16 protein-coding genes are annotated in these 21,990 nt (G+C 57.5%); 12 read left to right on the top strand and 4 right to left on the bottom strand.

What is annotated here, in order from left to right:
* Nucleotides 1-19 precede the first annotated feature (19 nt).
* A complete protein-coding gene (locus OZ410_RS05735) occupies nt 20-922 on the top strand; it encodes a GyrI-like domain-containing protein (protein ID WP_277706963.1) in 903 nt (300 codons plus the stop codon).
* Nucleotides 923-965: 43 nt separating this feature from the next.
* Here the strand turns inward: OZ410_RS05735 and OZ410_RS05730 are convergent, their stop codons facing one another.
* A complete protein-coding gene (locus OZ410_RS05730; protein ID WP_277706962.1) occupies nt 966-2,618 on the bottom strand; it encodes a solute:sodium symporter family transporter in 1,653 nt (550 codons plus the stop codon).
* 143 nt (nt 2,619-2,761) lie between these two features.
* On the opposite strand from OZ410_RS05730, the gene OZ410_RS05725 reads away from it, so the two are divergent.
* Nucleotides 2,762-3,625, top strand: a complete 864-nt coding sequence (locus tag OZ410_RS05725; RefSeq protein WP_277706961.1) for a hypothetical protein — start codon at nt 2,762-2,764, stop codon at nt 3,623-3,625.
* Here the strand turns inward: OZ410_RS05725 and OZ410_RS05720 are convergent.
* Nucleotides 3,615-7,355 (bottom strand): metallophosphoesterase, encoded by a 3,741-nt coding sequence (locus OZ410_RS05720; RefSeq protein WP_277706960.1) that lies wholly within the window; start codon nt 7,353-7,355, stop codon nt 3,615-3,617. The genes OZ410_RS05725 and OZ410_RS05720 overlap by 11 nt on opposite strands.
* A 12-nt stretch (nt 7,356-7,367) precedes the next feature.
* On the opposite strand from OZ410_RS05720, the gene OZ410_RS05715 reads away from it, so the two are divergent.
* Entirely contained in the window at nt 7,368-8,570 is a 1,203-nt protein-coding gene (locus OZ410_RS05715; RefSeq protein ID WP_277706959.1) for a Pycsar system effector family protein, read from the top strand.
* Here OZ410_RS05715 and OZ410_RS05710 read toward each other — a convergent pair whose 3' ends face one another.
* On the bottom strand, nt 8,571-10,943 hold the full coding sequence (locus OZ410_RS05710) for a GAF domain-containing protein (RefSeq protein WP_277706958.1): 2,373 nt from the start codon (nt 10,941-10,943) through the stop codon (nt 8,571-8,573).
* A gap of 123 nt (nt 10,944-11,066) precedes the next feature.
* Here OZ410_RS05710 and OZ410_RS05705 point away from each other — a divergent pair, with 123 nt between their 5' ends.
* The 8 genes from OZ410_RS05705 to OZ410_RS05670 all read left to right on the top strand — a co-directional run bounded on the left by OZ410_RS05705 (nt 11,067) and on the right by OZ410_RS05670 (nt 19,148).
* Entirely contained in the window at nt 11,067-11,963 is an 897-nt protein-coding gene (locus OZ410_RS05705; protein ID WP_277706957.1) for a metallophosphoesterase, read from the top strand.
* 7 nt (nt 11,964-11,970) lie between these two features.
* Complete coding sequence (locus tag OZ410_RS05700; protein WP_277706956.1) at nt 11,971-13,146, top strand: helix-turn-helix domain-containing protein; 1,176 nt, start codon at nt 11,971-11,973, stop codon at nt 13,144-13,146.
* Nucleotides 13,147-13,227: 81 nt separating this feature from the next.
* A complete protein-coding gene (locus OZ410_RS05695) occupies nt 13,228-14,388 on the top strand; it encodes an acyltransferase family protein (protein ID WP_277706955.1) in 1,161 nt (386 codons plus the stop codon).
* A 70-nt stretch (nt 14,389-14,458) separates the two neighbouring features.
* Nucleotides 14,459-15,775 (top strand): gluconate:H+ symporter, encoded by a 1,317-nt coding sequence (locus OZ410_RS05690; RefSeq protein WP_277706954.1) that lies wholly within the window; start codon nt 14,459-14,461, stop codon nt 15,773-15,775.
* A 1-nt stretch (nt 15,776) separates the two neighbouring features.
* Nucleotides 15,777-16,241, top strand: a complete 465-nt coding sequence (locus OZ410_RS05685; RefSeq protein ID WP_277706953.1) for a RidA family protein — start codon at nt 15,777-15,779, stop codon at nt 16,239-16,241.
* Nucleotides 16,242-16,243: 2 nt separating this feature from the next.
* Entirely contained in the window at nt 16,244-17,359 is a 1,116-nt protein-coding gene (locus tag OZ410_RS05680; RefSeq protein ID WP_277706952.1) for a D-TA family PLP-dependent enzyme, read from the top strand.
* 6 nt (nt 17,360-17,365) lie between these two features.
* Entirely contained in the window at nt 17,366-18,448 is a 1,083-nt protein-coding gene (locus OZ410_RS05675) for a dipeptidase (protein ID WP_277706951.1), read from the top strand.
* Between the two features lie 61 nt (nt 18,449-18,509).
* Nucleotides 18,510-19,148, top strand: a complete 639-nt coding sequence (locus tag OZ410_RS05670) for a hypothetical protein (RefSeq protein WP_277706950.1) — start codon at nt 18,510-18,512, stop codon at nt 19,146-19,148.
* A 1-nt stretch (nt 19,149) separates the two neighbouring features.
* Here OZ410_RS05670 and OZ410_RS05665 read toward each other — a convergent pair whose 3' ends face one another.
* On the bottom strand, nt 19,150-21,339 hold the full coding sequence (locus OZ410_RS05665) for an acylase (RefSeq protein WP_277706949.1): 2,190 nt from the start codon (nt 21,337-21,339) through the stop codon (nt 19,150-19,152).
* A 217-nt stretch (nt 21,340-21,556) separates the two neighbouring features.
* Here OZ410_RS05665 and OZ410_RS05660 point away from each other — a divergent pair, with 217 nt between their 5' ends.
* Nucleotides 21,557-21,988, top strand: a complete 432-nt coding sequence (locus OZ410_RS05660) for a SoxR reducing system RseC family protein (RefSeq protein WP_277706948.1) — start codon at nt 21,557-21,559, stop codon at nt 21,986-21,988.
* The last annotated feature ends 2 nt before the right edge of the window (nt 21,989-21,990 follow it).

Genomic DNA, 21,990 nt, shown 5'->3' with positions numbered 1-21,990 from the left:
TCCTAAATCGATTCTAACTATGTTGAAAAAAACCGTATGGATCGTGCTGGCGATAGCCCTCATGGCAGCCGTCGGCTACTTTTTCATCTACCCCTACGACTACATGGTACGCTTTACCGCAGATACCATTCCTGGAACCATTAATCAGTCTGTTAAGATCTGGCACAAGGAAAACGGCGTTCCGGGTTCCGCCATTTCCCAGGAAGACCTGCGTCATCTGCAGGAAGAGGTCATGGTGGGGGATTCCGTGCATTCCTACCAATGGGAAATCAATCCCATTGACGCCGAAACCTCCCAGGTGATCGTCAAGGTCAGGGACCGGGACCACAGCCTGGGCAACAAATGGGATGTCCTTTTTGGAAATTCCCTGGTGGAACGCCAGAGCCGGCGCATGGTGCGCACCTTTGCCGAAGAGCTCAATGCCCACCTGGACTTGTTTAACGTCAGCATCGTTGGGGAAGCAGAACTGCCCAGCACCTTTTATGCCTATGTAAACCTGAAAACCTCCCAGCATGGCAAAGCCGGAGGGATGATGGACAACTACATGCTGCTGACGGAACTGCTGATGCAGAACCAGGTTACCCTGAACGGCCCGCCTATGATTGTGGTAAACCAATGGGACCAGCAGAAGGACAGTCTGGATTTTAATTTTTGTTTCCCCATAGTGCGGTCGGACCGCCTGCCCCAGCACCCGGATGTTCAGTACAAACGGATTTTCCCGGAGCGGGCCCTGAAGGCCGAATACAATGGGAATTACATTACCTCTGACCGGGCCTGGTATGCCCTGCTGGATTACGCCCGGGAGCACAACATCCCGGTAGACCCCACCCCGGTGGAAGTCTTCTTCAACAACCCTACCCTGGGCGGGGATGCCCTCCGTTGGAAGGCAGAAATCTACCTCCCGATTGTGGAATCGGAATAACCAGATTCCCTAAAAAAAAGAAGCCCCGTTTCCGGGGCTTTTTTTATTTGGCGAAGAGGATGTAGATCAGTACCACGATTAAAACGATGGCAATCCCTACCCGTTTCACATGTTTGTAGGGCGTAATGTCCACCTGTTGGGTGTATTCCAGCACATAAGGGTCTGCCTTGGGCCGGAATTTCCCGATCAGCAGCATGATGCCCACATTGAGCAGGAAGAGGATGGCCATGATATGGAGGTAGTGCGGATAGGCGTCGGCCTCTACCTGCCGCAGCATGACTTCGTCGGTAATCCCCGCGTTGCGGGCGGCCTCCAGGGCCGCTTCCACCCGGTTGGGGCCAATAAAGAACTGGCTGACGATATACAACCCGGAACCCAGGAAGATGGCAATTTTGGCCGCAATGGCCGGTACCCGTTTGGTGAGGTACCCCACCACGATGATGGTGAGGATGGGGATGTTGTAAATCCCGTTAACCTCCTGTAGGTAGGCAAAAATACTCCCGGCTTTTTCGATGATAGGGGCCACGAGCATAGCGGCCAGGGCCAGGATCACCCCGAATACCTTGCCGTATTTTACTGTGGTAGCTTCAGAAGCTTCCTTATTGATATGCTGCTTGTAGATGTCGATTCCGAAGAGGGTAACCGAAGAGTTGAGCACGCTGTTGAAGGAACTCAGAATAGCCCCGAAAAGCACAGCTGCAAAAAACCCGACCAGGGTGGTGGGCAATACCGCCCGCACCAGCTCCGGGTAGGCCATGTTGCTGGAGGCCAGGCCGCCCTCAAAATAATGGTAGGCAATCATGCCTGGCAACACCAGGATAATGGGCCCGAGGATCTTTACGAAGGCGGCAAGCAGCAGGCCCTTTTGCCCTTCGGCCAGGTTCTTGGCGCCGAGGGCGCGCTGTATGATCTGCTGGTTGGTACCCCAGTAAAAGAGCTGTACCAGCATCATCCCGGTAAAAATGGTCATAAAGGGAACTTCCTGCCAGGATTCCCCCGTGGAATCGAAGCGCTCCGGATTGGCGGCCATGAGCGTATCCAGGCCGGAAAAGACGCTGCCGTCCCCAATGGCCATAAGCCCGAAAACGGGGATCAGCAACCCGCCTATAAGCAGCCCCACGGCGTTTACACTATCGGATACAGCTACGGCTTTCAGCCCGCCGAAAACCGCATAGATGGACCCCACAATCCCGATGCCCCAAATGCAGATTACAATGGCGGAGCTTTCGGAAACTCCCAGCAGGGTAGGTATATCGAACATGCCGCTTATGGCCACGGAACCCGAATACAGGATTACCGGAAGCAACACCACCACATAACCGGTCAGGAAAAGAGCAGAGGTAATGGTTTTGGTGGTCACGTCAAAACGCTTGGCCAGGAACTGAGGTACGGTAGTCAGGCCGCCCTTCAGGTAGCGGGGCAACAGGAACACCGCCGTCAGCACCATGGTGATGGCGGCCAGGGTTTCCCAGGCCATAACGGAAAGACCGTCCCGGTAGGCACTGCCGTTCAGGCCCACAATTTGTTCGGTAGAGAGGTTGGTCAGCAGCAGGGAGCCGGCAATGACCCCGGCGGTGAGGCTCCTGCCCCCCAGAAAATAGCCGTCCGAAGTGGACTCATTGGTTTTCCGGGTGGCCAGGTAGGAGATGACAGCAACCAGTAGCGTAAATCCTACAAAGGATAAGATTCCGATCATTTTGGATGGTTTTGGTTTGTTTCGATCCTAAATATATTGGATTATTCCCAAACTGCGGGGGAATTCCGGCCAGGCGGCTCCCCACCTGGCACAGGACGGTATAAAAGCCGTATTTTTAAGCCTCCAGCCACCCCATGTTACCCATGATGCAGAAAAGCCTGTTTGCCTTCCTCTTACTTGTGTTTTGCAGCTGTTCCCAGTACGGACAATTGCATAAGGTTGCCAACCTGCCTCGGGGCGTGAATGAATGTTCCGGGATGGTTACCCTGAGCCCTGGCTCCTTCTGGGTGGTGGAAGACAGCGGCAACCCGGACGTAATCCGGGAGGTGGATACCCTGGGCCGCCTGCTGCGGGAATTTGAGGTAAAGGACGCAAAAAACCGGGACTGGGAGGCCCTTACCCACGGGCCGGAAGGGCGGCTGTATGTAGGGGATATCGGCAACAATGCGAATACCCGCAAAGACCTGAAGATTTACCTCTTACCGGATCCGCGCATGGAAAAAGGGGACAAGATCCCTTCACAAACCATCCGGTTTGCCTACCCGGACCAACAGGCCTTCCCCCCATCGAAGGACCAGCGGAATTTTGATGCGGAGGCCATGGTACATTCCAACGGTTACCTCTACCTGTTTACCAAGAACCGGGCAGAACCCTTTCCGGGCACTACCCATGTATACCGCCTGCCGGACCAGCCAGGCACCTATCTGGCCCAACGGGTGGCCACCCTGCAGACCTGCAGCCAACGCGGGGCATGCCAGGTAACCGATGCGGCCCTTTCCCCGGACGGATCCTGCCTGGTAATGCTGGGCTACGGTACGCTATGGGTTTTGGAAGGTTTCGGGGAAACCGGTTTCAATGGCCCCATCCGGCAAATAGACCTGGGTACGCGGGCCCAATTGGAAAGCATCTGTTTTGCCTCGGATACCCTACTCTACCTGGCCGATGAGAAAAATGGCGGGCATGGGGGCAACCTCTATCGGTACCCCCTGCCCCGGACTAGAAAGTAAAGCCCAGCCCAAAGGAAACCCGAACCCCTTCGGCCCCCGTAAAGCAGTCCAGGCGGGCGGTGGCCAGGTCCAGGCCGTTCAGGAACACCCCGCCCCCATAGGAGGTGTGCCAGCGGGAAGACGGCAGGCCCGGGGACCAGACCCTTCCATAATCATATCCGGCAAAAAGCCCCAGGGACAGAGGCACCACCCCGGTGCGCACCCGCCCGAACTGGTACCTCAGGTCCGTGACCTGATAATAGGCCGATTTTCCGGAAAAACGTTGGTTACGGTAGCTTCTTGGCCCGTCGCTGGCCCCGATTTGCGCAGCCTGGAAAAAGGCATACCCGTTGCCCAGATTCCAATGGGCTTTCCAACGCGTGGCCAATACCAGGTTACCGGACGGAATCAGTCGGTGGTCCAGGGAAAGGGTGGGGGCCACATAGCCGAAGTGCTGGCCCGGATCGGTCCTGCGCTGCCGGTACCCGGCATCCAGCCCCACGGACATCCCCAGGGTGGGGAAAGCCGGGTTGTCCGTATTTTCATAACGGTAAGCGGCATGGGCCCCCAGGTATTCGGTGGTGCTTTCCGACCCGTTAGCCTGATAAAAGGTGTTGACAAAACGCCCTTGCGTTTCTTCCACGGTCACGTACTGGTAATCCAGGCCCAGGCGCAGGTTTCCGCCCAGGGGGCCGCGCCAGACCAGGGCCGGGGCAAATTCCAGGGTGCGCAGGCGAACCCGGTTGTAATCCATCCCCAGGGCATCTTCGGGATTCGGGGTTTCATTGCCGATCCCAAAGAAATTCCGGCTGTAATTCGGGCTGGTATAGCGGGTGCGCAGCAACATGTTCCAGGGTCCTGAAACCCCGGCAAACTCGGCGGAGAAATTAAGGTCGAACCCGCTGGTGGCAAAATAATAGGCCCCGTTCCACTGGTATTGGGAGGTATAGGGGTTGCGGCGGAAACCGTAGCGGGTGTGGGTGTACGATAGCCCCATCCGGAAGCCGTCGTCCGGGTTATAGCCAGGGGTGGGCAGTAGCTGGTTGCTATAGGAGCCGAGCTTTAGCGGCTGGAAGGTATTTACTTCGTAATTATCGGTAAAGCGAAGGCGACCACCCTGTTTTAAAGGTACTTCGGAGGTCTTGGAGGCGTAATCGTAAATGCTGACCTTTTTTCCGCCCTTCACCTCATAGCGATCCTTGCCCAGCCCCCCGATGATCCGGATACGGATGCGGTTTCCCCGGGGCAGGTCCACTTCAAACCGATCCTTGTCGTCCAGGCCGTATACCCAGACCTCCCGGGTCTGTTGCGGGTCAAAAACCTTGTGGAAGAAACGCTTGCGCTTTTCCCCTCCAATGTTGCGGTATCCGGTTATGGAAACCTGGTTGTCCCCCACCCCTTTGAGTTCAAACCAATCGTCCTTGTCCGTCCCCTGTACCACCACATAACGCTGCAAGGCCTTGTAATAATCTGTAGCCATGGTTTCCAGGGTTTCCAGGCGGGCCAGTAGCGTTTTGGCCAGGCCATCGGTAACCGGGCCGCGCACTTGCTGGGGAAACCCGCTGAAGGCCGCCTCCACCACCCCTGCGTCTATCCGGCTGCGGATCCAGCGGGCCTCGCGAAGCCACTCCTCCAGGGTGGTCTGGTTCAGCAGGGCCATATCCAGGGGGAAGGGGTTGGTATTAAAGGTCCGGATGTTCCGGACCCTGGGGCCAAAGCCCTCCATTTTTTTAACGGCCGGGACGGTACGGGTCAGAAAACCACCCACCAGGCCATCCCCCATGATGGAGAAGACCTGGTCCCTGTCCCTGGGGATGGGTCGGTAAACCACGGTATCTCCCTGCTCAAATTCGGCCCACCGCCACTGGTCCTGGTGGCGATCCCAGTCGCCGATCAGCATATCGAAGAGGCGGGCCCGGATAAACAACCCGGTATCGACCCGGTACTTTTCGTCTTTTCTGAGGTTTTCCAACAGGTCGGAGGTGCTCTCAATATCCGGGGCATACCCAAAACTGGCCAGATGCTCGTGCCCTTTCGAAGGGTGTTCCTCGAGCATATACAACTCGTCCCCGAAATCCGCATTATACGACCCCAGGGCCGGTTGCTTGGGGATGTAGACCAGGCGGGGGTTGGTATGGTACAGCCCCAGGGTATCCAGCAGGGGGGTCAGGGCATACGGGGCAAAGGGATGGGCCCCGGTGTACAGGTCCTCCAGCAGGGAAACCAGGGCGGTTTCGTTCAGGGTACCCATCACATACTGGTCCTGGAAGGCCATGGCCTGCAGGTTTTGTTCGGCCTGTTTCCGCATGGCCCGCATCACGTATTCCCGCCCGCTGGCGTGCCGCAGGCGCAGGGATTTGGATTGCTGGCCACCGCCTTTTCGCACGGGCACCACCCCGCCGTACAGGGTATCCAGCAGCACCGTGGGCACAGTCACCTCTGTCCCGTAGGCCTCCCGGTACCGCTCCCCCCAGAGGAATTTATGCCAGCCGCTTTTGTCTACCTCCTGCCGGGTGTAGACTGAAGCACGTGTGGCGGGCGGAAAGTCCCGGGTTTCCCCAAAAGCCGGGGAAGTATCGGGGGCGGGGTGTACCGCAGTGGCATAGAGCAGGGATTCCACCCCCATATCGTCCACCCCGTAGAAACGCACACGCGAAGCCCCGTTTTCCAGTACCTCCAGTACCGCATAACCCCTGTGGCCCGTGGAGAACCGGCTGCCTCCCAGTAAACGGGTTGCTCCTTTCTTGGCTCCGGCCCCACTCACAATCTGGGGAATCCCGTTCTCCACGATATACTGTAACGTGTGCTCGTGGCCCGAAGCCAGGATCACCCGCTCCCCAAACTGCGCCAGGGTGAGCAAACGGGTACGCAATTGCCGGTACCGTTTGTGGAACAGGTCTTCCTGGGAGACCCCTGCTGTTTTTCGAAAAAGGTTTGCCAGGGTGCCCAGCACGGGCAGGGGCAGGCCTTCCCCTGCCGGGTATATCTGCTGTCTGAGGGTAAACTGCCCCCCGTGCTCCCCGTAGGTCATACTGGGGTGGTGGGCGGCCAATACAATGGTCTTGCCCGCGTGCTCTTTGATCTCACTCCCCAATTCGTTCCAGAAGGCCTCCCGGCTTTTGATGGGGCAATCGTCGTTAATGGCCGGCTTGCGGTCCCAATTGGTGAGGTACCATTCCGTATCCAGGAGAATCAGCACCAGGGAATCCCCCAGCTGTTCCACCTCCAGCGGACAACCGTCCTCCGGGAGGAACACGTCTTTCTGGTCCAGGTATTTTTCCACATAGCGTTCCTGCCGTTTCAGGCCCTCCAGCCCGCCGTTATACCAGTCGTGGTTACCCGGGATGAACAGGGGCCTCCCGGGAAAGTGCTCCAGGGTCTTCAGCTGGGCCTTCAGGTGGCTTTCGGCCTCGGGGTAGTCCTTCTCCCCGGGTTCGGGCAGGCCTTTAGGGTAGATGTTGTCCCCCAGGAAGAGGGCCGTGCTGTTTACCGGGGCGGTGCTCAGGCGGTCGCGGAATCGCTGCAGGACAGGGTTCATCCCGCCTACGGGCGAATATCCGGCATCTCCGATCAGATAGAAGGTATGCGCCACACTGGCCGAATCCAGGGGTATTTCATAAGGAGTGTCGGCTATCTTGGGGGCATAGGTGGCACAGGCAGATTGCAGCAGCAGTAACAGGGCGAAAACCCATACCGCCAGCCACCCGGCCAGGGGCGAAACGGCTATATTTTTCGTACTTTGTAAGTCCAATTCCTAAGACGCATGAGTAAACTGCTGGAAGCCACCGAAACCTTTGCCAGCCAAGTGCTTTCGGAGCAACTGGACCCGCGATTTCTATACCACAACCTCAGGCATACCCAGCGGGTAGTGCAAGGTACGAAAGAATTGCTAGCGCATCACGACCCCGGGCCCGGGGATGCAGAGGCCCTGCTGCTGGCCGCCTGGCTGCACGATACCGGGTATACCCGGGGGTGTGAGAAGCACGAGGCATCCAGTTGCGACATCGCCCGGGATTTCCTCTCCGGCCAGAAGCTTAGCCCGGAGCGTATCGATCGGGTCTGCGACCTGATTATGGCCACCCAGCGCTACCACCAGCCGCGGGACCTTGCGGAAGAAATTATCCGGGATGCCGATGCGGCCCACCTGGGGCAGGAAGACTACCCGGAAATATCCGAATTGCTGCGGGAGGAATTAGAGCAACTGGGGGTAGCTACCTACACTCCGGAAACCTGGCGGGAAGCCAATATCCAGATGTTCCGCACCGAGCACCACTACTACACCGCTTACGCCCAGGAACACTGGCAACCGGGCAAAGACAAAAATGTGGCCCACCTGTTGAAAGAGGGAAAAAAACGCAAAAAAATCGCCAAGAAAGAAGCGCTCAAAGCCCAGCTTAAGGCCGAAAGCCCGGAGCGGGGCATACAGACCATGTACCGCGTTTCGATGCGGAACCATTTGAAATTAAGCGATATTGCGGACACCAAGGCGAACATCCTGCTATCGGTAAACGCCATCATCATCTCCCTGGTGATTGCCAACCTCATCCCTAAACTGGACAACCCGTCCAACGATTACCTGATTGTCCCTACGCTGATTTTTATCGCCTTCAGCATCGGGTCCATGACCCTGTCCATCCTGGCCACCCGGCCCAACATCACCAGCGGGGAATTCACCAAGGAAGATGTGGCCCAGCGCAAGGTAAACCTTCTGTTCTTCGGGAATTTCCACAAAATGAAACTGGAGGAGTACGAATGGGCCATGCAGGAACTTATCAAAGACAAGCAATACCTGTACGACACCCTCACCAAGGACCTGTATTTCCTGGGGTTGGTGCTGAACCGCAAGTACAAGTTGTTGCGGTGGACCTATACCCTATTCCTGATCGGGATGATCCTGTCTGTGCTCGCTTTTTTCCTGGCCCTGAAATACTACGGCCCGGACCGCTTGCTGGAACTCACGCCCTGATCAGGCCTCCAGGGCCTTCATCAGGTCGTCGTAGTTGTAGAATTCCTTTTCGGCTTCCCCCTGGGCCCCGGGCCGGTGGTAAGCAATTTCCGCCCGAATGGCTTTTAAACCGGTGACCCCTTGCAGGCCTTCCAGCTCCACGATTTCCACCTGACGCGTAAAGTACCCCTTAGTCCGCAAAAAGGCGATGTAACGCAGGTACTCCAGCTCGTCGGCCTTGCGGGAGTACACAATGGCCAGTTTTCCCGGTTGGGTCAGCCGCTCGCGGGTCCCCTTGATGTATGACTTGTCGATGCGCTTTTTAATCACCTCGTAGCGGGCGTTGTACGTACCGTCCACGTCAAAGCGTTTTTCATCCATCCGGAAGCGGATAGACAACTGGGTGTGGTACACCAGGATCATGGAGGTCACATCCAGGGGCACGGGTAAATCCGGTTTGAGGTTGTAGTACGCATTTTCCATCTCACACACCACCTGCAGCTGCCACAGCCTCAGGTTGTTCAGGTACAAAGGGTCAAACTGCCGGTCGGCGGAAATAGAATCCCCGATATACATATTGTGTTCTACCCCGTCCGTCTTGTAGCGTTCAAAATAATGCGGGAACATGGCCTGGGCATCCTGCTGGCGCTGGTCCAGCAAGGAGGCCATCGTTTTGTTGATCCGCAGGATGCTCTGGTCGTAGTTGCGGCGGTGGTCGTAATAGGATTCGGTCTGGGCATCCAGGCCCGCTCTGTATTCCGTTACAGCCTTTTCCAGGTCCGGGTTAAGACCCTGAACATGTTCCAGCACCGGGTTCACCTCTTCGTGAATAAAGTTGTACACCATCTGCTCCGTATTGGTATGCAATACCTCCCCTACCTCTTTCAGGTAACGGTCCAGACGAAAGACCAGTTCCTCATAGACGGGTATGGGCTCATGCTCCAGGGCCTGGCTTACCACCTGGCGTACCCGCGTAAGCTGGATCATCAGGTCCCGCTGTATAGCCTCGTTCCGTGCCCGGGAAGAGTCCTTGATATCGGTTTGCCCGTACAGGGGGTACACCTGGTCAAAACTGATTTCGCGAAACCCGGGTTCCCGCCCCTCCAGCTGGTCGATGATAAAGCGTTTGGCCTCTTCCTGAAATTTCCAGAGGACCGAATCGTGTACGGTAGTGCACTCGTGCTGTATAATGGCATCGATGAGGTTCTCCTCCTCGATCTTGGAGCGCTGTACGGCCGAAACAATATAGGGCATCACGTCGTCCAGCTTGTTGGCATTCACCCCGTTCAGGGCATTGGCTTCCCCGGAGACGATTTCCAGCACCCCCAGCATTTCCTGCCCTTCGGCAATGGGGGCAAAAACGGCACTGCGCACCCCCTGCTCATATAGCCCGGTATAGAAAGGATGGCCTTTGGACTGGCACTGGAACCGGCCCATATCCGGGATCACGAAATACTGGTGCTCCGCGATGAGTTTTTCGTAGGAGCCATCGCAGAGCGCATGCGAACAATCCTCCGCTTCCAGCCCTTTCAGGATAAAACTTTCAATGCCCTTGCCATGGACCCGTTCAAAGCGGTCCAGTTTGGCATTGTACGTAATAAAGCCCACGCGCAGGTCCTTCTGCCGGAAGAAGGAGCGGAAGGTGTCCTGCAGATCGTGCATAAACTGGTCGCTGCCCCGTTTGTCGCTGGAAATGAGCTTGGATTTGATGGTCGATATACTCTGGTCGTTGGTAACGTCGAACATATTGGCAATGGCAAAACCTTTAACGATGAAGCTGCGGGGCGGGATCTTGGATTTCCAGAGCTCCAGGTCGTTGGGGCGCTGCAGCAGCTCGTCCACATCTTGTTGGGTAATTTCGGGTACCGTATCGGTGGGCAGGATTTCGAGGAAGTCCGCATTGTACATCACGCGGTAATGCCGCAATACCCCCTGGGCATCCGGGATCTCATAAAAATACGGCCGGCTGAAATCCAGTTGATACCCGTAATAAAAATTAAGGATCACGGTGCAAGCCATCATGTAGTCCACGCCTTCTTCCCGGTGCCTCAGGTCCGGGCTAAAGCCTTCCCCGGCCTCTTGCAGGATGCGCTCCAGCCTGGCCGAAGGGTTAAACAGGATGTTGTGGTACGGGAGGGTAAGGGCCTTAATCTCGTTTTCCCCGAGCACAGAAGAAAAGGCATCCTGCAGGATGACCTGCAGTACTTCCCCGTACTGATGAAGCTTCTCTACCTCGGTAAACCCCTGGCGCAACTCGGGATAGGGCGCCTGGGCATCCAGGATATATCGCGCTTTTTCCCGCTGAAAACCGGGTCCCCCGGCTGCGAGTTGGTCGTATGTCCGCAGGTATTTGTCGAAACTGATCAGGTATTGCAGTGGTAGTACTTTTTCCATAGGCCGGCTCGGATCTGTTCCCCTTAGTCTGCGGGAAGCCTGTAAAATTACAAAATTGCACGCGGAGGGGTGTAAAAGGGCGCCAATCCGCACATTTTTTGGATATTTATCAAAACGAATGGCATGAGTTTCCGACGCCGTCTGGACCGGGCCTACCACCAGGCCCGGGTAATCCCTTTTGACGACACTTCCCGCATGGTGCTGCTAAGCGACTGCCACCGGGGCGACAACAGCTTTGCAGACGACTTTGCAAACAACCGGAACATCTATTTCCACGCCTTAAAACACTATTACCGTGAGGGATTCCAGTACTTTGAACTGGGAGACGGGGACGAACTCTGGGAAAACGTGCAGTTCAAAGCCATTTTTGAAGCCCATAAGAATGTCTATATGCTGCTGCGCCAATTCCATGAGGAAGGCCGGCTGTTTATGCTTTGGGGCAACCACGACATGGTCTACAAAGACCCAGCCTATGTGGAAAAGCACCTGGGCACCTATTTTGAGCCTATTGAAGGTAAGCGGAAACCCTTGTTTCAGGGGCTCCGCTATGAGGAAGGCATCCGTTTGCAGCACCAGGAGTCCGGACAGGAACTCTTCCTCTGCCACGGCCACCAGGCAGATTGGTGGAACTACACCTTCTGGCGCTGGAGCCGTTTTTTGGTACGGGTCTTATGGAAGCCCCTGCAGGTGGTGGGTATTGCAGATCCCACCTCCCCGGCCCGGAACTACAAGGAGCTGATCCGCATTGAGCGGCGCATCAAGAAATGGATCCTGGAAAACGGGATGCGCATCACCATTGCCGGGCACACCCACCGCCCGCGCTTCCCGGAACCGGGGGAAATCCCCTTCTTTAACGACGGGAGTTGTGTGCATCCGCGCAGTATAACGGGCCTGGAGATCGAAAACGGCCGGATCAGCCTGATCAAATGGCAGATCTCCACCACGGAAGAGGGGGTCCTGCAGGTGGTGCGCCTCCTGCTGGAAGGCCCGGAAAAACTCTCGGATTACGCCAAAACCTAGCCCCGGCATGGAATCCCTCCAGGCACTTATCGACCAAATCCCCATCCGGCACAATGCGGTGTCCTACCTGACATTTACCGGGGTGTTGCTGGGGGTGGTCCTGGCCCTGACCATCTGGTTCCGCGCCCCCCGCGACAACCGCGGGCTGCACTACCTGGCCCTGCTTTCCCTTTGCATGGCAGTGACCACCTTCGACACCTTCCTTTGCTATACGGGCTGGATGAAATACACCCTGGCCTGGAACGATTCTACCGAACCCCTTACCCTGTTGTACGCGCCCCTGTTGTTCCTGAGCATCCGGTTTTTAATCCTGAGACAGCCCCTCCCTTTGTGGGTTGTGGGGCTCCACCTGGCCCCGGGCCTGTTGTACGCCCTTTCCCAAATCGGTTATTATACCTCGCCCCTGGCCATAAAATTCAATGCCTACAAGGCTGCCTATTTTGACTTCATCTCCTTTGCGCCGGTGCCGGAAGGCACTACATATACCTACCACACGATAAAAGACGCCCAGCGTTGGCTGTTGTTGTTCGGTTTCCTTATCTACGGCCTTTGGGCGCTGCGCCTCTGGCTGCGACACCGGAAGGATTTTGGCAGCCCGGCTGCCGATGTGCGCATCTCCAAATACGGGTTCGGGCGCTTTATCCTGGTTTTTATAGGGCTTACCCTGGCCATGTTACTGGGGGTATATCTGAACTACGAAGACGACGGAGGCGACCATTACCTGTCGCTATTTATGTTCAGTGTAATTCTGGCCACCCTCCTGGCCTTCCTGTCGGAATCCCGTTTTTTCCAGCGGACCTGGCTGCTGGACAAATACGAAACCTCCGGCGGTAATACGGGCAGCCTTAGCCTGGGGCGGGTACAGGACTTCATGGAAGCAGAGGCATTCTATACCGCCCCCGAAGCCACCCTGAAATCGCTGGCACAGGGCCTGGGCACACACCCCAATACCCTTTCGCGCCTGATCAACCAGGAAACCGGCGGGAATTTCAATGACTTTCTGAATGGGTACCGGGTGCGACTGGCTGTTTCCCGTCTGGAATCGGAAGATTACAGGCACCTCACCATTGAGGCGGTGGGGCAGAGTGTGGGGTTTCGTTCCAAGTCTGCATTCTATACGGCCTTCAAAAAGCACACAGGGGCTTCCCCTTCCCAATTCCTGCGTTCCGGCGAGGCGTCCTGAATTGCACATCCGGACATTTCACGCCCTCTTTTATGAGGCCAGTCCCCAAAAAGCCCTGAGCTTTGCCTAAAAACCAAACCGATGAAAACAAGGCGTTACGATCTGGACTGGCTGCGCGTTGGCGTATTTGCCCTGCTAATCTTCTACCACGTGGGGATGTTCTTTGTGCCCTGGGGATGGCATCTGAAAAACGAGGTCCTCTACCCGGAACTTCGATGGCCTATGAGTTTTGTGAACCAATGGCGCCTGCCCATCCTTTTTGTGATTTCAGGCATGGGCACCTATTACGCCTATGCCTTCCGCAGCCCGGGGCAATATACGCGGGAACGGCTGCGTCGGCTATTGATACCCCTGCTCTTCGGGATGCTGGTTATCGTTCCTCCCCAGGTCTACCTGGAGCGTCTGGCCCGGGGGCAGTTTACCGGTTCTTACTGGGCCTACCTGACCGGGCCGGCCTTTTCGGGTATTTACCCGGAGGGCAATATCAGCTGGCACCACCTCTGGTTCCTGCCTTACCTGCTCGTATTTTCCCTTCTCCTGGCAGTCCCCTTCCGGCAGATCAAGGACCACCCCGGGGCCCTGGTGCAATGGGTCCGCAAACGGTTACAGCAGCCCTGGGGCTGGCTAACCTTTTTATTACCCCTCTACCTGTGGGAAGCGTTCCTGGAACCCTTCTTCAATGTTACCCATGCCCTGATCGGCGACTGGTTTGCCCTGGCGAACTTTGGCACGCTTTTCTTTTATGGCTTTCTCCTGGTGGCCGCGGGTACGGACTTCTGGGAACACGCCAAACGCCACCGGCGCCGAAACCTGCTGTTGGGCGTCCTCAGCTATGCTGCCCTGGCCCTGCTCTGGCAAATCCCGGATACCACCCTGCGGCATTTCACGGAGGCCGGGGTGAAGGTCTTTAACCTCTGGACCTGGATCTTTGTCCTGTTTGGCTATGCCGCTGCTTACCTGAACCGGCCCAGTTCGGCCCTGCGCTACAGCAACCGGGCGGTATACCCTTTTTACATCCTGCACCAAACCCTGACCCTGATCCTGGCCTATTTCCTGCTGGGCACCGGCTGGGGGTTCTGGCCCAAGTGCCTGATCCTGTTGGGGGGTACCTTTGGGGGCAGCTGGCTGTTGTATCAGTATGTAATCCTGCCCATCCGCCCGCTACACCCCTTCTTTGGCCTGAAACCCCAAAAACCCCGGGGAGGGGCACGGGAGAAAGGTACTCCCGGGCAGGAACCCTGATCCCATCTCTGGGGTGGCAGGGAAAATGCTATCTTTAGGAGCAACAAACCAACGAACCAAGCTCTATCCCATGCCCTTATTGATCGTGATCGGGGGAATCCTGCTCCTCTTCCTGCTGGTGGCCCGTTTTAAGCTGAACGCCTTTATCGCCTTTATTATCGTTTCCCTCCTGGTAGGCTTTGCCGAAGGCATGCCCCTGGAAGATCTGGTGTCGTCCGTGCAAAACGGCATCGGCAGCACCCTGGGCTTCCTGATCCTGATCCTGGGCCTTGGGGCGATGTTGGGCAAACTGGTGGCAGACAGCGGCGCAGCCCAGCGCATCACCTCCAAACTGGTGGATAAGTTTGGCAAGAAATACATCCAATGGGCGGTGGTGCTCACCGGCTTTATCGTGGGCATCCCCATGTTTTACTCTGTGGGCTTTGTGATTCTGGTCCCCCTGGTGTTTACCGTAGCAGCCGCCACAGGGCTTCCCCTGCTCTATGTGGGTGTCCCCATGCTGGCCTCCCTCTCGGTAACCCATGGCTACCTTCCCCCTCACCCGGCACCTACGGCTATTGCCGGGATGTTCCAGGCCGATTTTGGCAAAACCCTGGTCTACGGGATCCTGGTGGCCATCCCGGCCATCATCGTGGCCGGGCCCCTTTTTGCCCGGACCCTGGGGAAAATCCAGGCCACGCCCATGAAAGAATTCATCAACCCCACCATCCTAAAGGACGAGGAGATGCCTGGAACCGGCATCAGCATCTTTACGGCCCTGTTGCCGGTGGTGCTGATTGCCATCGCCACCCTGAGCGGGTATGTGCTGCCGGAAGATGGGATAGCCTATAAAATCCTCGCCTTTGCCGGCAACCCGGTCATAGCCATGCTCATTGCCGTGCTGGTGGCCATCTACACCCTGGGGCTGGCCCGGGGCCGCAGTATGAAGGAAGTTATGGATACCGTTTCCGAAGGGGTAAAGGGTATTACCATGGTCACCCTGATCATTGCCGGGGCCGGGGCCCTGAAACAGGTGCTGGTAGATAGCGGGGTAAGCGAATACATCGCAGAACTGCTAAAGGGTTCCAGCATCTCCCCCCTGATCCTGGCCTGGGGTATTGCCACGGTAATCCGGGTCTGCGTGGGTTCGGCCACCGTAGCCGGCCTGACGGCCGCTGGGATTGTGCTGCCCCTGGTCTCGGACCAGTCGGTCAGTCCAGAGCTCATGGTGCTGGCCATCGGCTCCGGGAGCCTGATGCTTTCCCACGTGAACGACAGCGGCTTCTGGCTGTTTAAAGAATATTTCAACCTTTCGGTAAGGGACACCCTGCGCAGCTGGACGGTCATGGAAACCACCGTGGGCGTTATGGGGCTGATCGGGGTCCTGATCCTCAACACCTTCCTATAAAATGGCACACAAACCATCAGACGTCCTCCGGGCCCTTCGCCCGGAATTGCCCCCGGCACCACCCCCCGCGGGCCTTTATAAACCCGTGATTGTTTCCGGCGGGATGCTTTACGTATCCGGCCAGGGGCCCATGTTGCAAGACGGCACCTACCGCACCGGCCGGGCCGGGGCAGACCTGGACCTGGCCGCTGCCAAGGCCGCTGCCCGGCAGGTGGGCCTGACCATGCTGGCCACCCTGGATGCCCACTTTGGCGACCTGGACCGGATTGAATGCCTGGTTAAAACCCTGGGAATGGTGAACTGTACCCCGGATTTTATGGACCACCCCCTGGTGATTAACGGGTTCAGTGAACTTATGGCCGAGGTTTTTGGCCCGGACAAGGGCGTGGGAGCCCGCAGTGCCGTGGGGATGATGCTCCCCGGGCAGGTAGCCGTGGAGATCGAAGCCATCTTCCAACTCAAATAGTTATGGCTGCGGAAAAGCACCCCTGGTATGCCCTGAACCAACCGGAAGGGATACCCTCCCCCGCCTTGCTGGTCTACCCGCAGCGCATTGCCCGCAACATAGCGGAAATGGTCCGGGTGGCCGGAGACCCCTTGCGCCTGCGGCCCCATATCAAGACCCATAAAACGGCCGAAATCGTTCAGATGCAAATGGAGGCCGGGATCCGAAAATTCAAATGCGCCACCCTGGCCGAAGCCGACCTCTTGGGGCGCTGTGGCGCCCCGGACGTGTTGCTGGCCTACCAACCTGTGGGGCCCAACCAGGACCGGTTTCTGAACCTGCAAAAAGCCTATCCCCAAACCCGTTTTGCCGCCCTGGCGGACCACCCGGCCGTAGTGGATGCCCTGCACCGGAAAGCCAAAAAGGCCAGGGCCTTTATCCGGCTTTTTGTAGACCTCAATGTGGGGATGAACCGCACTGGTATTGTCCCCGGGCCCGAAGCCGAAGCCCTGTACAAGCAAATCGCCGGGCTAGAGGGGCTAGAAGCCTGTGGGCTCCACGCTTACGACGGGCATATCCGCCATACGGATCCGGTGGCCCGGCAGGCGGCCTGCGACGAAGCTTTCGCCCCGGTAGCCGCCCTGAGGCAACGCCTGGAAGCGGACGGTTATCCTGTACCTGTAATCATCGCCGGGGGATCGCCAACCTTCCCCATGCACGCCGGGCGGGAAGGGGTGGAACTCAGCCCCGGCACCACCCTGCTTTGGGATGCGCGCTATGGCAGCCTCTTTGCAGATATGGATTTTCTCCCTGCGGCCGTCCTCCTTACCCGGGTAATCAGCCATCCCGGCCCCGGCACCTATTGCCTGGACCTGGGGCACAAAGCCATTGCCCCGGAAATGGAATTCCCCAGGGTAGCCCTGATGGGCCTGGAAACCTGCGTTCAAACCGGGCAAAGCGAAGAACACCTGGTATTGCAGGCCATAGAAGACCCCGGGCTGGAACCCGGGCAGCCTGTTTACGGCATCCCCATGCACGTCTGCCCCACCGTCCCCAAATATCGCTGGTTGCTCACCGTAGAAAATGGAATCGTAACGGGTAGCTGGGAGGTAGCCGCCCGGGATTACACCTTTCAATAGAAGAAGATGATGCTATTTGATGCCCACCTGGATCTGGCCATGAATGCCATGGAATGGAACCGGGACTTCAGGCTCCCATTAGAGGAAATCCGCCAACGGGAGGCCGGACAAACGGATAAACGGGACCGCGGCCAGGGAACGGTTTGTTTCCCGGAAATGCGCAAGGGCGGGATCGGTTTGTGCGTAGCCACCCTGATTGCCCGGTACGTAAAGCCCGGCAACCCCCTCCCCGGATGGCATTCCCCCGAACAGGCCTGGGCACAGACCCAGGGCCAGCTGGCGTGGTACCGGGAAATGGAGCGCCAGGGGGAATTGCGACAGATCCGTACCCGGGAAGACCTCGATGAACACCTGGCCATCTGGGAAAACCACAGGGATGAACCCCGGCCCATCGGGTTTGTCCTGAGCCTGGAAGGGGCGGATTCCATCGTGGAACCCGGCCTGCTGGAACGGTCCTACCAGGACGGCTTACGGATGCTGGGCCCGGCCCACTACGGGCCGGGCACCTATGCCATGGGCACCCATACGGAAGGCGGGCTAAACCCAAGGGGCAGGGAACTACTCCGCGAAATGGACCGGCTGGGGATGGTACTGGATGTAACCCACCTGAGCGATGCCTGTTTCTTTGAAGCCCTGGAGGTCTTCCAGGGGCCTGTTTGGGCCAGCCACTCCAATGCCAGGGCCCTGGTGCCGGACCAACGGCAATTCTCGGACGAACAACTGCGCCTGCTATTGGATCGGGGGGCTGTGATTGGCGCGGCCCTGGATGCCTGGATGCTGGTGCCTGGATGGATTAAGGGTCAATCCAACCCGGCCAACACCCCGGTAACCCTGCAAGACGCAGCCCGGCATATTGACCATGTCTGCCAGCTGGCTGGTAACAGCCTCCATTGCTGCCTAGGCACGGACCTGGATGGCGGCTTCGGACGGGAACAAGGCCCATCGGACATGGACAGCATCGCAGACCTGCACCGCATCGGGGACCTGCTCTCCGGCATGGGGTATTCCCCGGAAGACCTTCGCAATATCCTACAGGGCAATGGGATACGGTTTCTGAACAGAAATCTGCCCTCCCGGGGTTCAATCTGATTTTTAACAGCTTTTTGGGGCGCTCCGGCAAGGTATTTGCTACTTTTACGTTAGAAGAATAATGATGCGCATAACCCTGATTGCCTTTTTGCTGTTTTGTGCCCACACCCTGTCGGCCCAAAGCGACATTCCCGCAACCAAGCCGCTGGACATCAAAGCGGAGCCGGATAAGGAAGGTACGTCCAAACCGGTCCTGTCTCCGCCTGCCCTGCCCAAGAAGCTGCCGGAATACGACCTGGGCCTGAATACAGGACGGGGTGAGGTGCGCATGCTCCCGGACCGGGACCTGAAACAGGCCGGCCACGACCTGGTCTTAAAACCGAATCTGGGGGAGTCCGAAAAGGGGAAATCCGACCGGCATTTCGGCGACATGTACCTGGGCGACTTCAAAACCTCATCCAAATTTGTGGGCATTGTTTGCCGGGATCATGAATTTGTGGATGGCGACCGCGTTCGAATCTTTGTGAACGGGGAGGTGGTGGAGCACAACATCCTCCTTACCGGGGCCTACAAAGGCCTGAACCTGGAGCTGGACAAAGGATTTAACCGCCTGGATTTTGAAGCCCTGAACCAGGGTTCCACCGGACCCAACACCGCGCAGGTAGACGTCTATGACGATACCGGCAAACTCATCTATTCCAACAAGTGGCTGCTTTCCACAGGCTCCAAGGCCTCTCTGATCATCGTCAAGGACGAATGAATCAGGGCCTACGCTCCCCCGGGTGGTATGTTTCCCGGGCGCGGGCCATCACGTCCTCCTTGTAATACGGCACATCCTTGAATTTCGCATCGGCATACCGCTGGGCCTGATCGTCAAAGTGGGGCGAATCCGGATCCCCGCTCTGCCCGCCGGCCAGCAGGGTTTTGGCCTTGACCCGGTCCCCGAACTCCACCACGGCCACAAAGCTGTTGCCCCGCGTACCGTAAATCTTTTTGGTATTGTTGTGGTACCGCGCCCCGTATGCGGCCAGGGCGCCCCAGCGCCCGGAGGCCAGCCCAACAGGAATACTGGGCTTGGCGTCGTCAAAGGCCTGCCTGAGGTCGCCGTTCAGGCGCTGATAGCGGTTAACTTCGCCCCAGGGCACATCCCATCGCCCGAAATCCGACTCCAGCTGGGCCACGGTCCGGGCAAAAACCCCGAGGCGTTCGTCCCCAGGGGAATCTGCCCCAAAATACGTCAGGGTTTCCATAGGGGTGAGCCCTTCCGGGGCCTCCCCTTCCCGGGCATAGCGGGTACCGTAAAAATGGGCCAGGGTCATGCCCACGGCTTGTTCCGAGGTCCGGAAATCCCAGGCGCGCAGGACCTCAACGGGATCCCTGAGTTCCGGGTACGCTGCCGGGTTACGGTCAAAGGCCTCCACCAGGCCCGGGATAAGCGCTTCAAAGGCGGGTAGGTACGGATCATAGGCCAGGGCAATAAGGCTGTCCAGGGTATAGCCACTGCGTCCCTTGAGCAGTTCAATGGCGTGTACCCCGCGGAAGTTTTCCCGGTCCAGCGACATATACCCCGGGTAGTCTTCCCGTTTGGGGCTGTATTCCAGGGCTGAAGTATAGGGGGTGGAATTGCAATTCTGAATCCAGCCGTTGGGCGGGTTCAGCACCAGGATATTCTCATCTACCGTGTGCAGCCCTTGCCAGTCCGTATCCGGGTTGCTGCCATCTACAGGTTCCCGGTAATTGAAGCGGGGGTCGCGGCGGGGAATAAAATTCCCGTGGAAATAGGCAATGTTCCCGTCTGCATCTGCATAAACCGTATTGTTTGAGGAATTGGTGCGGATGTCCATCATCTGCCGGAAGCCTTCATACCCGTCCTGCTTGGTGCGGATAAACGCCTGCTCCAGGGCCCGGGCGGGATCCCACATCATGGCAGAAGCCACCGGTTTGCCCTCCTGCTGGTGGGTAATGGGCCCGTGGTGGGTCCGGTATAAAGGGAAGGTCTTATGGGCCAGGGAATCCCCGGAAGCATAGGCCAGGGTAACCTCGGAAGCCTGAACCGGCCGCCATACTTCCCCGTATTGGTACACGGGCTCCCCGGTCTGGGAAACCGCAACGGTTTCCAGGAATTCGTCCATCACATCCGTATAGGTGGAGGTGTGCATCCACCCCGTTTTTTCATTGAAGCCCTGATAGATAAAGAACTGCCCCCAGGTAACTGCCCCATAGGCGTTTAATCCCTCTTCACTTACCACGTGGATCTCGCCCCGGAAATAAAAGGAGGTGTGGGGGTTGATCAGCAACATGGCATTGCCGGATTGGGTAAGCGCGCCGGCAATGGCAATCCCGTTGGACCCCTGGGGTTCTGCCTCGGCCGCCTGACGCTCCAGGGCCTCCACTTCCTGCCGGGGCAATTCGGCCCCTTCTTCATAATAGGCCCGAATCTTCCGGGTGCTGATCCGCTCAATGTCGCCCCCAATGGATCCTTCGCTAAAGTACATGGGCATCCAGGGTTCAAAGCGCGTGAGCAGGCGGGGTTTCACTTCCGGGTGGGTGTGCAGGTAGTAGTTGATTCCGTCCGCAAAGGCATCGCAGAGGGCCTGCAGCCAGGGCGGGCTGTTGCGATACGCCTCCATGGCCTCCTCCCTGGACATAAACATACGGGCCCGCAAGTCGCTGTAAAGGGCATCTTCCCCTTCTACCTCCGCCAAGCGGCCTATGGCCCAGATATAGTTTTGTTCCACGCGGTTAAAGTCGTCCTCACACTGGGCGTAAAGCATCCCGAATACGGCATCCGCATCGGTCCTGGCATAAATGTGCGGCACGCCAAAATCGTCCCGGTGAATGGTGATGCGTGAAGCGCGCGCCTCCCACTGCTCTGCCTCCGTGGGCGGCGCCTGCCGGCAGGAAACCAGGGAAACAAAAGCGACAAAAACAAAATACTTCAGGGTCCTCATGTATGACAATTGTTTGGTTTGGGCAGGAAAAATCCTGTTTTCGCCAAGGGCTTTGAGCGCCTCAGGGCGAAGGCTCGTAAAAATAAGGCGAATCCGCCGGACTTCCGAATACCGCCGGGAAGGGCATAAACGGGAAGGCTGATATATGTCATGAAATCCCGGGAATACTTGTAGTAGTTTCACCACGAGACAATAGCACGGTTTAACAGCAACAGACATGGGCCATAGTTCAACGGACCAACAGGTGTATATCCACCAGGGGGTCGTCTCCGAAATTTCCGGGACCACCATTAAAGTAACCCTGGATGCCGACGTTCATTGCGAAAGCTGCAGGGCCAAAGCCCTGTGCGGCGTGGCGGAATCCGGCGGGAAAGAGGTGGAAATCACCGCTGCCGGAGGGCCCTACCGGTTGCATGAACCCGTGGAAGTGATTTTGCGGAAAGACCTGGGCCAACAGGCGGTATTCTGGGCCTACCTCCTCCCGTTCCTGCTGATGCTCGCCACCCTGCTCACCACCTCCCTCTTCCTGGAGGAATGGGCCGCCGGTGCGGCATCCCTGTTTATCCTGATCCCTTACTATTTTCTGGTATCCCGGTTCGGGAATTATTTTAAAAAAACCTTCAGAATTTCCCTTCTGAAACCTGATTAAAG

It is taken from the genome of Robiginitalea aestuariiviva, from assembly GCF_029537735.1.
Classification (GTDB): Bacteria; Bacteroidota; Bacteroidia; order Flavobacteriales; family Flavobacteriaceae; genus Robiginitalea; species Robiginitalea aestuariiviva.
This window is presented reverse-complemented; position numbering and strand designations above follow the sequence as displayed.